This is a genomic window from Paenibacillus sp. FSL R5-0713 (genome assembly GCF_037973325.1).
Classification (GTDB): Bacteria; Bacillota; Bacilli; order Paenibacillales; family Paenibacillaceae; genus Paenibacillus.
In genome coordinates this window covers 6,372,315-6,385,541 of the sequence record NZ_CP150229.1, presented here as the reverse complement: position 1 = coordinate 6,385,541, position 13,227 = coordinate 6,372,315, and the positions used below count along the sequence as shown (strand labels likewise).

Annotated in this window: 13 protein-coding genes; 12 read left to right on the top strand and 1 reads right to left on the bottom strand. The window is 47.6% G+C overall.

From position 1 onward, the window contains the following. Window positions 1–47: 47 nt before the first annotated feature. The 3 genes from MKZ12_RS28405 (at window position 48) to MKZ12_RS28395 (ending at window position 2,470) form a co-directional block, all read left to right on the top strand. Window positions 48–995: a nucleoside hydrolase gene (locus MKZ12_RS28405; RefSeq protein WP_339238607.1), complete on the top strand. Its 948-nt coding sequence runs from the start codon at window positions 48–50 to the stop codon at window positions 993–995. 161 nt (window positions 996–1,156) lie between these two features. After that, window positions 1,157–1,486, top strand: a complete 330-nt coding sequence (locus MKZ12_RS28400; protein WP_339257854.1) for a PadR family transcriptional regulator — start codon at window positions 1,157–1,159, stop codon at window positions 1,484–1,486. Window positions 1,487–1,492: 6 nt separating this feature from the next. Beyond that, a complete protein-coding gene (locus tag MKZ12_RS28395) occupies window positions 1,493–2,470 on the top strand; it encodes a permease prefix domain 1-containing protein (RefSeq protein ID WP_339257853.1) in 978 nt (325 codons plus the stop codon). Window positions 2,471–2,541: 71 nt separating this feature from the next. Here MKZ12_RS28395 and MKZ12_RS28390 read toward each other — a convergent pair whose 3' ends face one another. Next, window positions 2,542–3,021 (bottom strand): heme-degrading domain-containing protein, encoded by a 480-nt coding sequence (locus MKZ12_RS28390; RefSeq protein WP_339257852.1) that lies wholly within the window; start codon window positions 3,019–3,021, stop codon window positions 2,542–2,544. 225 nt (window positions 3,022–3,246) lie between these two features. Between MKZ12_RS28390 and lspA the strand changes: the two genes are divergently transcribed. The 9 genes from lspA (at window position 3,247) to MKZ12_RS28345 (ending at window position 13,121) form a co-directional block, all read left to right on the top strand. Next, window positions 3,247–3,738 (top strand): signal peptidase II, encoded by a 492-nt coding sequence (gene lspA, locus MKZ12_RS28385; RefSeq protein WP_339238599.1) that lies wholly within the window; start codon window positions 3,247–3,249, stop codon window positions 3,736–3,738. A gap of 263 nt (window positions 3,739–4,001) precedes the next feature. Continuing rightward, window positions 4,002–5,240: an extracellular solute-binding protein gene (locus MKZ12_RS28380; protein ID WP_339257851.1), complete on the top strand. Its 1,239-nt coding sequence runs from the start codon at window positions 4,002–4,004 to the stop codon at window positions 5,238–5,240. 24 nt (window positions 5,241–5,264) lie between these two features. After that, on the top strand, window positions 5,265–6,131 hold the full coding sequence (locus MKZ12_RS28375) for a sugar ABC transporter permease (protein WP_036606633.1): 867 nt from the start codon (window positions 5,265–5,267) through the stop codon (window positions 6,129–6,131). Then, complete coding sequence (locus tag MKZ12_RS28370; RefSeq protein ID WP_339257850.1) at window positions 6,131–6,958, top strand: carbohydrate ABC transporter permease; 828 nt, start codon at window positions 6,131–6,133, stop codon at window positions 6,956–6,958. Before MKZ12_RS28375 ends, MKZ12_RS28370 begins: the two co-directional genes overlap by 1 nt. 334 nt (window positions 6,959–7,292) lie before the next feature. Beyond that, window positions 7,293–9,065: a sensor histidine kinase gene (locus MKZ12_RS28365; RefSeq protein ID WP_339257849.1), complete on the top strand. Its 1,773-nt coding sequence runs from the start codon at window positions 7,293–7,295 to the stop codon at window positions 9,063–9,065. Continuing rightward, window positions 9,055–9,837: a response regulator gene (locus tag MKZ12_RS28360; RefSeq protein ID WP_339257848.1), complete on the top strand. Its 783-nt coding sequence runs from the start codon at window positions 9,055–9,057 to the stop codon at window positions 9,835–9,837. The genes MKZ12_RS28365 and MKZ12_RS28360 overlap by 11 nt, the downstream gene beginning before the upstream one ends. Before the next feature lie 126 nt (window positions 9,838–9,963). Further along, window positions 9,964–11,283, top strand: coding sequence for an extracellular solute-binding protein (locus MKZ12_RS28355; RefSeq protein ID WP_339238589.1), 1,320 nt, complete (start codon window positions 9,964–9,966; stop codon window positions 11,281–11,283). A 38-nt stretch (window positions 11,284–11,321) separates the two neighbouring features. Continuing rightward, window positions 11,322–12,203 (top strand): sugar ABC transporter permease, encoded by an 882-nt coding sequence (locus MKZ12_RS28350; protein ID WP_339257847.1) that lies wholly within the window; start codon window positions 11,322–11,324, stop codon window positions 12,201–12,203. A gap of 54 nt (window positions 12,204–12,257) precedes the next feature. Further along, the gene (locus tag MKZ12_RS28345) at window positions 12,258–13,121 is read left to right on the top strand and encodes a carbohydrate ABC transporter permease (RefSeq protein ID WP_339261549.1); all 864 of its coding nucleotides are present in this window, start codon (window positions 12,258–12,260) and stop codon (window positions 13,119–13,121) included. The last annotated feature ends 106 nt before the right edge of the window (window positions 13,122–13,227 follow it).

Sequence of the window (13,227 nt, the reverse complement as noted above, 5' to 3'; positions counted from 1 at the left end):
GTGTTTTATAGAATGTACTATATAAACGGAAGAAGGGGCGCGGCATCATGAGAAGAGTCATCATCGATACAGATACAGCAGGAGACGATACGATTGCGATCCTGACGGCATTGCATCACTTTCAGGTGGAAGGCATCACCATTACGGGCGGTAACGTACAATTCGACCAAGAGGTTGAAAATGCCCTGTACACGGTACAGGTTGCTGGACATGGCGGCAAGGTGCCTGTGTATAAAGGATGCGAGCGACCGCTAATGGCTTACGGTAAAGCTCAGCACCGTACAGTGGAAGACGTGCATGGCGATGACGGCATGGGCGGCGCGCATTTCCCGAAGGCGGAGCAGCGTCCTGAGAGCGGGCATGCGGTTGATTTTATCATTGAGAAGGTGCATGCACATCCAGGTGAAATTGAACTGCTGGCAATTGCCCCGCTGACCAATATTGCCATGGCGATTCAGAAAGACCCAACGATTATTCCGGAGATTGCTCACCTGTACATCATGGGTGGAACGAATAATGCACTGGGCAATATCACACCGGCGGCAGAGTATAACTTCTACGTAGACCCGGAAGCCGCGAAAATTGTACTGCATGCGGGCATTCCGATCACAATGGTTGGTTGGGAGATGTGTACGCAATATTCGGTGATGGACGATGACGATCATGCAGAGATTGCGGCTCTGGGGACATCGGGTGCCGATTTCTTCACCGCAATTAACAAAGTGGTTATGCAGTTCAACAAGTCGGTACATAAGCTGAATGGTACTACTCATCCCGATACGTTGCTGATGGCTGTTGCAGCAGATGAATCCGTCATGACCAAGTCGGGTCAGTATTATGTGGATGTCGAAGCGGCAGGAGAGCTGACACGCGGATACAGTGTGGTTGATATTAACGGACGTTTTGGCAAAGAGCCGAATGTACGTGTCTGTGAAGCTATTGATCGGCCGAAATTCAAATCCATGTTGCTTGATGTTCTCTCAACGATCCAATAAACGCAGTAATTAATCTGCAGGAAAAACAAAAAAAATCCGTACCTTTCCCAGGTACGGATTTTTTATTGCCCATTTTTGGAATAACTACTTCACCTGTCGTAGTAAGTTGTGCTATACTTCAACTACTACGACAGATGAAGTAACGAGGAGGAGTATCTTTTGTGATCAGCAGTGACGTTATACGTGGCTACAATGATACGCTGATCCTCTACATGCTGCTCGAAGGGGAGTCGTACGGCTACGAGATTTCCAAGAACATCAGGCAGCTGACAGAGGAAAAGTACGTCATGAAGGAAACGACATTATACTCGGCCTTCACCCGATTGGAGAAGAACGGTTATATTGAATCGTTTTACCTGGATGAGAATAGTATGGGGAAGCGTCGTACCTATTACCGGATTACGCCGTCCGGCCTCGACTATTACAGAGAAAAGTGTGAGGAATGGAAGGTTACGCAGGAGGTTGTTAATCTATTTATCAGGGAGTTGTGACGGAACATGGAGACAATTATGGTGTATCTGGAGAACATGTTTGTTGGTCTGCCGAAGACACCCGAGGTGGAACATCTGAAGCAGGAGCTCCTTTCGGGGATGGAAGATAAGTACCTGGAATTGAAGCGAGAAGGCAAGTCGGAGAATGAAGCCATCGGCATTGTGATCTCGGAATTTGGTAACATCGAGGAGTTAACAGCCGAACTCGGTATTCAGCCAATTAGCCCGGAAGAGACAGTACCTGTGTTAACGGAAGAAGAGATTTACGCATATACCACTGCGAAGAGAAATGCCGGATTTTGGATTGGACTGGGTGTTTTATTGTGCGCGTCAGGTGTGGCATTTCTAATTTTCATGGATGCCTTATTTGAGAACTATGCCATTTCAGCTGCAAACCGTTCGGTAGAAACGGGCGCTGTACTAGGCCTGATCGGCATGTTCGTATTGATTGCCATTGCGGTAAGCATGTTCATATACAGCGGTATGAAGCTGGAACGCTTCAATTATATGGAGAAGGGCTTCCAGCTTCCTTATACACTTAAAATGAGTATTCAGCATAGTCGGGAAAGCTTCGCTCTGACTTATCGTATAGCCATCATTACGGGTGTCTGCCTGTGCATTCTGTCTCCTGTGTTTATTTTCGGAGCCTCTTCTATCAATGATAACTACGCCTCTTATGGTGTATCTGCCTTTATGGTCATGGCTGGGGTAGGAGTATTCCTGTTTGTATATTACGGTAATATTCAGGGGGCTTACACAAACTTGCTGGAGAAGCACCAGTTGACGGTAGAGAAGAAGCAGGAAGTCAAGGTTGTGAGAGCCGTGGAAGCGATTGTATGGCCGCTGGCGACAGCCATCTTCTTGTTCACAGGCTTTGTATATCAACGGTGGGATATCAATTGGGCCATATTTCCGATTACCGGTATTCTCTCCGGCAGCTTTAGCAATGTGTACCATATTATGAAAAGCAAAAATCCGTCCTGAGCATGTTGCTTTGGATAGTAAAGCCCACGTGATCTACTATATAGATCACGTGGGCTTTTTACACGTTTAATCTACCCTTGCTGCAACAAAAACGAGCGAATTCCTGTCGTGACCAGATCATGGTCTTCCTCATCAGGCAGACCCGATACTGTAATGGTGCCGACCTGTCCCTCATTTTCCAGAATCAGCGGGAAAGCGCCACCAGCCAGTACATAGTCCGATGAAGGCAGATTGAAGTTGTGCTCAAGGGTCTGGTTCTCGTTTCTCAAACGCAGGGCGGTATGCCAAGAACTGGATGAAAAATGATTCACCACGTTGTTTTTACGTCGAATCCAGTCCTCGTTGTCGGGATGGGTACCTTCCATCGCATGCAAAAAGAGACGATGTCCCTTCAGGGTAATGTCGATGGTCACGGCCTGGGAACGACGCTTCGCTTCTTCAACCAGATGCAGGCCAAGGTTAAGCGCCGTTTCGGAACCAAATGTGCCAAATACCAATTCTATTTCTTCCTGTGCCATTTCCTTTAATTTTTCGATCATGGTGAGGTTCAAATTACAGGCATCCCCTTTACATATATGGTTGATGTCTACATTCGACATGAATGGGGACAGTACCTTCCAAGTGCGACTGGGCCATGTTACTGGACGCTATATATGTGGCTGGAGCTGGCTCATTTGGAGACCGTACATCAGCTGTGTTAAAGTGAAGGTAACCTAATATACAAAACTCTTAAAGTTAAAATAAGTTAGCGCTCAGTAGGCAGGAGGAGAAGCACGATGCTGTTTTATTTGGTAGCACTGCTGGTGACTTTGGTGGATCAGGGAACCAAGATTGCAGTGAGGATGTATATGGAAGTTGGCGATGTCATGAGACTGGGTGACTCGGGCATGCAGTTACAGCATTATGAGAACAGTGGAATGGCAGGCAGCATGTTTCAGGGAAATGCACGTCTGTTTGGTGTGATTGCTGTTCTGTTCATAGCGGGCATGCTGTATTACCGGAGTAAAGGTGAGATTCGTGGTTTCTGGATGCAAGCTGGCGCGGGTTTTATGGTTGGCGGGGCTTTAGGAAATGCAATCGATCGATTTATCTATGCGCGGGTAACGGATTTCCTCGTGTTTCCGTCAGGACGCGGCATTTTGAATCTGGCTGATGTCGCAATTAACATCGGTGTGGTTATGATCATCATCGGCATGTTGATTCGTGCATATCAGAGTTATCGAGCCAAGCGTTTACGCAATGCTTTGCCAAAAGCTGAGCGTTCGTGACACACGGATAAAAGCTGTATAGTGGGTGAATATAGCTTAATAAATAAGGGACATTGGATATCATCCAGTGTCCCTTTTCTTATGCCCAATTCGGGTCGTGGGAAGAAATGCCTTGATTCATTTTTATCGAAACCGTTTTAGGAATAATAAAGACTTGTATAGCCAACGCTCATAGTATGAGTGGGTGGAAGGATTAACCAATTGGTTATTTCACCACCTGAATGGGTAAATCTTTACGTATATAAAGCTGAGGGAGGTACAACATGAGAACAACGCTTACCAAGGCTCTCGGGACAATGTTGCTATGCGGAATGATGGCTGTACTTCTATCTTCCTGTACCAGTGGGGATAGTGCAAATGGCAAAGTGCAGATTGAATTTTTCCAGAACAAGCCTGAAGCCAAAACAACCTTTGACGAATTGATCAAAACGTTTAATGCCGAGCATGACGATATTCAGGTGACACAGGTGAATCCGCCAGATGCGGAGACCGTATTGAAGACACGTGTTGTCAAAAATGATATCCCGGACATTATGGCCATGGGGGCAACCGACACCTATTCCATTCTGGCCCAGAGTGATATTTTCACCGATCTGACGGACAGCTCATTACTCCAGACGATTGATCCAAACTACATACAAATGCTTAAGGATCTCACAGGTATGGACGAAGTGACGGGTATTCCTTACGCGACGAATGCAAACGGCATCATGTACAACAAGACGCTGTTTAAGGAAATGGGATTGGACGTACCCAAAACGTGGGATGAACTTATCGCGACTGCCCAAAAGATTAAGGATGCAGGCAAAATTCCATTTTACTTCACATACAAGGATGACTGGCAGACAAGCCTGCCGTTCAATGCACTTGCCTCCAACCTGGTCGGCATTGATTTCTATCAGGAGCGTCGGGATAACAAAGTGACGTTTAAGGAGTCATACCGCGAGGTTGCTGAGAAACAGCTGGAGCTTATGAAGTACGGCCACGGCGATAACTTTGGTAAGGCCTATTCAGATGGTAACCGTGCCTTCGCAAATGGTGAAGCCTTCATGTACATCCAGGGAACCTGGGCCATCTCGGAGATTCGCAAAGCGAACCCGAATGTAGACATCGGTTTCTTCCCATTCCCAACAGGCAACGATGCAAGCAAGATTAAGCTGGTGAACGGGATCGACTCCCTGTTTACCATTGCGGCAGACACGCCTAATCGCGAACAGGCAGAGATGTTTATTGCGTTTCTGTTAAAGCCTGAAAATATCGGAAGATATATTGACGAACAGACGTTGTTCTCTGCGGTAGAAGGCGTGAAGCAGGATGATCCTGCCGTGCAGGAACTGATGCCTTATATCGAGCAGGGCAAGGTTATTGACTTCCCCGATCACTATATTCCGGCTGCGGTGCAGCTGAATTCCATCGTACAGTCCTTTTTGCAGAACCAAAACATCGATAACTATCTAGATACACTCGACAAAGAATGGGACAAGGTTGCCAATCGGCGCTAAGCCTTGTCTGAAGGAGGATGGAGTATGAACAAGCGTATCGCACCTTATTACTGGATGACGGTTCCGGCGGTAGTATTGTTCTTTGTATTTATGACACTGCCGGCCCTCCAGGGTATCTATTATTCATTTACGAATTATAACGGATTCGGGAAAGAGTATGATTTTGTTGGCTTCAAAAACTATTTCAACCTGTTCCAGGACGACAATGTAGGTAACGCCTACTGGTTTACGTTCAAATTCGCGATCGTTGTGACGATCCTGACCAATATCCTGAGCCTGCTCATTGCACTCGGGCTGAATGCCAAGATCAAGTTCCGTAACTTTTTCCGCGGCATCTATTTCCTGCCCAATATTCTGAGTGTATTGATCGTAGGTTACATATTTAACTACCTGTTCTCCAACGTATTCCCGATTTGGGGACAAAATCTGGGCATCAATGCGCTCTCCACGAACATACTCGGTAGCGAGAGTCTGGCTTGGATCGGTATCGTTATTGTTGCCGTATGGCAATCCGTGGCTCTGAATACGATTCTGTATTTGGCTGGTCTGCAAACGATACCAACGACACTATACGAGGCATCCAACCTCGACGGTGCAGGCAAATGGCGTGAATTCTGGAGCATTACATTCCCGCTCATTGCCCCGTTCTTCACCATTAATATGGTGCTGGCGATGAAAAACTCGCTGATGGTCTTCGACCAAATCGTAGCCTTGACCAACGGTGGTCCCGGACGGGCGACGCAGTCCATCTCCCATCTGATCTACACCGGAGGATTTGAAGGCGGCGAATATGCATATCAATCTGCGAACTCGGTTATTTACTTCATCGTTATTGCGGTGATTTCAATTCTGCAAATCCGGTTCCTGCAAAGAAGGGAGATGGATCTGTGATGAGAAGCCGTACAAGAATCAATTGGCTCGTTATGCTGCTCGTGGTGCTGGGTACCCTGTTTATCCTGTTCCCCTTGTATATGACCGTTACGATTGCTTTGAAAAATCCGGAGCAGATGGCCCAATCGGTCTTTGCCCTTCCGATGACGCTTCACTGGGAGAATTTCGCGAGAGCCATCGATATGACGAACTTCTTCCAATCGTTCCGTAACAGTGCGATCGTTACCGCCTCCACCGTGCTTTTGACGTTACTCAGTAACTCCATGGTGGCCTATGCCATCGCGCGGAATATGGAGAAGCGCAAGTTTTTCAAAGGACTCTATTATTACTTTGTCAGTGCGATGTTCATTCCGTTCCCGATCATCATGCTGCCGATTGTTAAGCTGACCGCATCGCTGGAGATGACAAATCTGGTAGGTCTGATCCTGCTGCACACGGTCTATGGTCTGGCATTCAACGTATTTGTGTACGTTGGATATATCCGGTCCATTCCGGTGGCATTGGAGGAAGCGGCTTTTGTGGATGGTGCAACAACTTGGGGCACGTTCTGGAAAATTATTTTCCCGCTCATGGCACCCATCAGTGCCACGGTTGGTATTCTGACCTGCCTGTCCACGTACAACGACTTCCTGCTGCCACTCATTATTATCAGTGATCCGGGACAGTACACGTTGCCGCTTGTACAGTATGTATTCCAGGGACAATTCAATACCGAGTTTAACCTTGCGTTTGCATCCTACCTGCTTGCGTTGCTGCCGATGATTATCATCTACCTGTTTGCACAGAAGTGGATTATCAACGGGGTTACACAGGGGTCTGTAAAATAACCGAAGATGTGCTACAGAAAAGAATAGGTGTGAATGGGATATGAACCAAGAGAGGTGGACTCTAAGAGTCCCCTCTCTTTTTTTGATCTTTGTTATTATTTATCGTATGGGAACTCTTCGGGTGGATTGATTAACCTGTAAAACTATGCTATTTTTTAGTCGTTAGTTTAATCAATAAACAAAGACTAGAAGAGAAGAAGATTAAGGTTCAATTTTGCAAGCGCTTTAATGAGAAGAACTGAATACGTAGATAAATCCGGCATCGTTAGTACCCAGTCTTCAAGAGCACGGGCGTAAAGTGGTGGGTTCTTTTACGTGCAGAAAAGAGAGGAGAATGGGGAAGTTGCATAGGAAAAAAGGACATTTCAACTCCCTCCGCAATCAGATCTTCATCGGTTTCGTTCTGGTGATGCTTGTTGTTCTATTGCTCGCAGGCATATCGGCTTATGATCGTGTAGCTGCTCTGCTGACAAGCAATGCGGAGAAACATATTCATCAAACTGCCGTCCAAGCCAGTGGCAGATTGGATGCACTCATTGCACAAGTGAATTCGCTGACCGCCCAAGTGGCGGATGATTCCTATGTGCAGCGTCTGCTGAGCGATGAGAAGCAAGGCAACCCGGCCACCTTCAATCAGCGTCAAGCTCTCTTGCAGATTGCAGGCAGTTATCAGTCTTTCATCAATGGTGCGCAAAGTATGGAGATATATACAACCGGTTACCATCGCATCTTCCCTATGGATGACCGATCCCTCGATCTTAGAGTAGAACGCAGCTGGATAACCAAGGCGGATGAAGGAAAGGGCAGACTGGTATGGGCAGGTGATGATCCTGAAGACCCGGGAGTGCTGCTGGCTATTCGACGCATTAATCTGATGGATCATTCTTTCGAACATGGAGGCTATATTGTGGTGCGGATGCAACGCAGTTTTTTTCAACTCAATGATTCCAATGGGGCAGATGGTTCGCAGGACTCGATCATGCTCTTGGATGGGGCAGGCGAAGTGGTGACTTCGGATCTGGAGATTAATCTCGATTCAAAAGCCATATTGGACAGCGAATCCGTCGTGCAGAACGGGGAGGAATCCTATATCGTCGTCCGGGAAAAGTCTGAATTAACGGGATGGACACTTGCTGTGCTAACTCCGCTGCGGGAGACAACGGAAGGGGTATCCATCCTGAGGACGGCGCTTCTTGTTTCGGGAATCATTGGTGTTGTTCTATTCCTGATCATGTCCTTCTTTCTGTCCACGATGATTACACGTCCGCTCATACGTCTGATGCGGGCCATGCGCAGTGCACAACCGGGAGCCATGAGGCCTAATCTAATGGTCAGCTCTACGATGGAGATCAATGAACTCAACAACGTATATAACCAGATGGTCTACAGGCAGAACGAATTGACCCGTGTGGTTCATGAGAAGGAAGTCATGCAGTCCCGGGCTGAGCTGAAGGCGTTGCAGTCTCAGATTAATCCCCATTTTCTATTCAACACACTGGAGGCATTTTATTGGTCCCTTGAGGAAAAGGGAGACGAGGAGATGGCACGTATGGTTGTGGCGATGTCCCGATTATTCCGCTACACGATCTCCAGTTCGCAGCAGGATGAATGGGTTACGATTGCCGACGAGCTAGAACACGCAGAGCGGTATCTTCGAATTATGCAGATGCGGTTGGGAGATCGAATGCAATGGGAGATTGAGCTGAGCGATGCGGTGCGTAAGGTCCCCATTCCCAAACTGCTTATACAGCCCTTGGTGGAAAATGCGATTCTCCATGGCATTGAAAGTAAACTGGGACCGGGAAAGATAAGTATCCATGTGGATGCTTCGACCGAGAGAGACCTGGTTCGTATTGAGGTTAGGGATGATGGCCCGGGTATGGATGAATCACGTCTTCAATCTGTCATTCATGCTTTACATGGCGGGCCGGCTGTGTCCAAGAAGGGGACAGGTGTAGGTCTAATCAACGTACATCAGCGACTGAAGCTTTACTTTGGCGGCCAACTTGGTGAACGTTGCAAGCTCTCCATAACTAGTCAGGTTGGGGAAGGGACCGTCATTTGCTTTGAGATTCCCAAAGGGGCGGAGGGTGAATATGATTCATGACAAAACGATTCTTATCGTCGATGATGAACCGCGTACAAGAGAGGGTATTCGCAAGACACTGGAAGGATGGTCGGCAGGACGAAATCACATCCTGACCGCGGAGAGTGGCACCCAGGCCGTGGAGTGTCTCAGGAAACAGCCAGCAGATCTGTTAATCACGGACATTCGCATGCCAGAATTCTCCGGCTTGTCCCTCATTGAAGCCATTCAGCATTTTGCAAACAAACCTGTTGTCCTGATTATGTCGGGACATGCCGATTTTCAATACGCTCAGCAGGCCATTAAGCTGGGTGTCGTGGAGTACATGTTAAAACCGATTGATAAGGAACAGTTGCTGCAGACCGTCGAAAAGGCCTTGAAGTTTAGCGAACAACAGCGACGTATTCAAACGATGCAGGAACTGGTGGACCCCAAGCTGCTGGATGTTAAGGAGCGTGGGGAACAGAGACTCAATAGCCAGATCAGTGAAGCATTGGCCTATGTGGATACGCATCTGGGGGAACATGTGACCATGCGTGAAATTGCTGATATACTCCATCTCAACTCCAGTTACTTCAGCGTATTGTTTAAGGAACAGATCGGCATCAATTTTAGTGAATACCTCACCCGGAAACGCATTCAGCGGGCAAAGGAGCTACTTGTGCAGACGACGCTGCCGATCTCGGAAATTGCCGAACAGGTGGGGTATCAGACGGATAAGTATTTTATCACGGTATTTAAAAGTCTGGAGGGGCTTAGTCCAAGCAAATATCGGCATTCCCTATCTGAATAAAATAACAAATAACCTCAAAAAAGTGGAGTTTTTCCAAATTACTCTGGTCTTATGGGGGATATAGACCCATGCTACAATTTGGTTAAAGCGGTTACATTAACCGAAAAAACCAAGGGGGTTGGGATAATGAGCAAAAAGACGATGGCCATACTTCTGTCATGGACGCTGGTTCTCGCCGTAATTTTATCCGGATGTAACAGTTCAAGTTCGGATCAAGAGGGTGAAACGGGCAGCAGCGGCACAGATGGGAAAGTAACCCTCAAATTCATGCACCTCTGGCCGGCAGGCAGTTCTGCACAGCAAAATAAATTAGTCAACGATATCATCAAGCAGTATCAGACGGATCATCCGAATGTGACCATCAAGCAGGAAGTGCTGGAGAATGAACAATACAAGAATAAATTAAAAATTCTGTCTGCATCCAATGAACTTCCCGATGTGGGTGTAACTTGGGCTGCCGGGTTTCTGGAGCCTTATGTAAAGGGCAATCTGTTTGCGCCGTTGGATGATGTGCTTAGCGGCTCGCTTAGCGACAAGTTCATAGCCGGAACAACAGAAGCCTATGCGATTGACGGCAAAACATATGCCCTGCCTATCGAGTTAAATATCTCCCCCATTTATTATAACAAAGCCATTTTTGCGAAATATAACTTGCAGCCGCCAGCAACGTACGATGAATTCCTGAGTGTGCTGAAGACACTGACCGAGAACGGTGAGGTTCCGATCGCATTGGGCAATAAAGACCGCTGGACCGGCTCACTCTGGTATATGTATCTGGCGAATCGGTTAGGTGGAGATGCACTGGAAAAGGCGATCAATGGCTCCGGCAAGTTTGACGATCCTGCTCTCACTCAAGCTGCTGCCGAGGTGCAAAAGCTGGTGGATATGAATGCCTTCAACAAAGGCTTCAACGGGTTGTCCAACGATGAGGGCAAATCCGAATTCATGAACGAAAAGGCTGCCATGTATCTGATGGGCACCTGGGAGCTTCCGAACTTCACGACCAACCCGGATATTCCACAGGAGTTCAAGGACAAGATCGGATTTTTCAAATTCCCAACGATGGAAGATGGCAAGAGCGATATTAACAGCTGGGTAGGTGGCCCAGGCGTAGGATTGTTCGTGGCCCAGAACTCCAAAGTGAAGGAAGAAGCACAGAAGTTCGTGCAATACTTTGTGGAAAAATGGGGTGAGAGTTCGGTGACTGAAGCAGGTGTTATCCCGGCAACCAAAGTGGATACGGCGACAGTACAGCTGCCACAGCTCTACATCGACCTGCTGAACGAATTGAATCAGGCCAGCAGTCTCACACTCTTTGCAGACGTGCAGATGAAACCGGCAGCCGCTCAGGCACATCTGGACATGATTCAGGCGTTGTTTGGCAAAGCGGTGACACCGGAGGACTTTGTGAAGAATCATCAGGCTGCGATTGATAAAGGCAATTGACGTACACGTGCTTGAACGCTTGAAGGGAGGATAATGTGATGGACAAAGTCATGTCCAACCGTCTCGTTGCTGCGTTGTACGTGCTACCTGCACTGCTTCTGCTGCTGATCTTGGTTTACATCCCGATTGTGCTCACCGGGTATTATGGGTTGATGCAATGGGACGGGATCGGTGCAATGACCTTTATCGGATTGGATAATTACGCCAGACTGCTTCAGGACGGAGCATTCTGGCAGAGTGCGAATCATACTTTTTTGCTTGCTTTGTTCTCCGCGCTGAGTCTGATCGGTTATCTGATGATTGCTTTGGTGCTGTCAGGCAAGATCAAGGGTGCCAACCTGTTCCGCAAAATATATTTGATCCCGATGCTGCTGTCTTCGGTCGCGATCGCCCAGTTATGGCTGAAGATCTACCATCCCAGCAATGGGGTGCTGAACACCTTTCTGGAAGCAATCGGATTCAGCAATCCGCCAGCCTGGCTGGCGGAGCCATCCCTGGTGCTGTATGCACTGTTCGTACCGATTCTGTGGCAGTATGCAGGCTTCTATATCCTGATCTATTATGCGGCCCTCAAAAACATTCCGGAATCTCTGGTGGAAGCAGCCCGGATTGATGGGGCCAGTCCTTGGCAGATCGCTTTTCGAATCAAGCTGCCGCTTATTACTGAAGTCATCAAGGTGACCGTAGTACTGGCTGTGGTAGGCTCACTCAAGTATTTCGATCTTATCTACGTGATGACTGATGGCGGACCGAATGGCTCCAGCGAAGTGATGGCCTCCTATATGTATCGTCAGGCGTTCCGTAGCTTCGACTTTGGTTACGGCAGTGCTGTAGGTTTCTTCCTGCTCTTGATCTGTCTGCTCGTTACCTGGCTGCTTCGCAAAGCGACGGCATCCAAAGATACGATCCAGTATTCCTGACGCATGTCAAATGAAAGGAGGTCCATCCCGGTGAAGACGGAAACGGCCGTTAGATTGCCAACTTACCCGGGGACAGACCGAGGTTCGGCATGGTTGAGAAGATTCGGCTATGTTCTACTATATTTCCTCTTGTCCCTGGTCGCTTTGCTGCAAATTTTGCCCTTGGTCTGGCTGCTGTTATTCTCGCTTAAAAATAATCAGGAAGTATTCGACATGGGGCCTTTTTCCCTTCCTGCTACCCCACGTTGGGAAAACTATGTCAAGGTATGGACAGAGGGAAATATCAGCTTATACTTCTTCAACAGTGTATGGATTACGGTAGTCTCAGTGGTGTTCACCGTGCTGTTTGCCAGTCTGGTTACCTTTGCCATTACACGTATGCGCTGGAAGGGTCGTTCGCTGGTATTGGGGTTATTCATGGTGGGTCTCATGATCCCAGTGCACTCCACGTTGATTCCGCTGTTCAGCTTGTTCCTGAAGGTGCATCTCACAGATCATCCAATGTCAGTTATCTTGTCTTACATTGCCTTTAATATGCCAATCACCATTATGATTCTGCTCGGATTCTACTACGCACTTCCTCGGGAAGTGGAAGAGGCCGCAGTGATGGATGGTTGCTCCGTGCATCGGATTTTCTTTCGGATTATCTTGCCGATGACAGCTTCGGTTATCTCCACAACGGCAATCATCAACATGATCTATAATTGGAATGAGTTCATCTTTGTTAATACGTTCATCAGTACGGATTCATACAAGACCCTGACCGTGGGGGTACAGAACTTTATCGGTCAATATACAACGGATTGGGGAGCCATTGGTGCCACGCTGATGATTAGCATTATGCCGATCCTGATTGCTTTTCTCATCCTGAGTAATCGAATTGTAGAGGGAATTGCTGCGGGTTCAGTTAAAGGTTAAAAGGCTGAACGTCGAAGGTCCTTTCATCACTTGCTTAAAAGCGAGTGGGGAGGGGCCTTTTTTGTCTTCTAAAACCTTGGATAGTTGTACGGAAAAAGAACTAGAT

What these genes read in the sequence shown, in the direction of transcription:
- MKZ12_RS28355 (WP_339238589.1), top strand. Translation starts at nt 9,964, where the DNA reads ATGAGCAAAAAGACGATGGCCATACTTCTGTCATGGACGCTGGTTCTC.
- MKZ12_RS28375 (WP_036606633.1), top strand. Translation starts at nt 5,265, where the DNA reads ATGAACAAGCGTATCGCACCTTATTACTGGATGACGGTTCCGGCGGTA.
- MKZ12_RS28350 (WP_339257847.1), top strand. Translation starts at nt 11,322, where the DNA reads ATGGACAAAGTCATGTCCAACCGTCTCGTTGCTGCGTTGTACGTGCTA.
- MKZ12_RS28380 (WP_339257851.1), top strand. Translation starts at nt 4,002, where the DNA reads ATGAGAACAACGCTTACCAAGGCTCTCGGGACAATGTTGCTATGCGGA.
- MKZ12_RS28365 (WP_339257849.1), top strand. Translation starts at nt 7,293, where the DNA reads ATGGGGAAGTTGCATAGGAAAAAAGGACATTTCAACTCCCTCCGCAAT.
- MKZ12_RS28405 (WP_339238607.1), top strand. Translation starts at nt 48, where the DNA reads ATGAGAAGAGTCATCATCGATACAGATACAGCAGGAGACGATACGATT.
- MKZ12_RS28395 (WP_339257853.1), top strand. Translation starts at nt 1,493, where the DNA reads ATGGAGACAATTATGGTGTATCTGGAGAACATGTTTGTTGGTCTGCCG.
- lspA (WP_339238599.1), top strand. Translation starts at nt 3,247, where the DNA reads ATGCTGTTTTATTTGGTAGCACTGCTGGTGACTTTGGTGGATCAGGGA.
- MKZ12_RS28360 (WP_339257848.1), top strand. Translation starts at nt 9,055, where the DNA reads ATGATTCATGACAAAACGATTCTTATCGTCGATGATGAACCGCGTACA.
- MKZ12_RS28370 (WP_339257850.1), top strand. Translation starts at nt 6,131, where the DNA reads ATGAGAAGCCGTACAAGAATCAATTGGCTCGTTATGCTGCTCGTGGTG.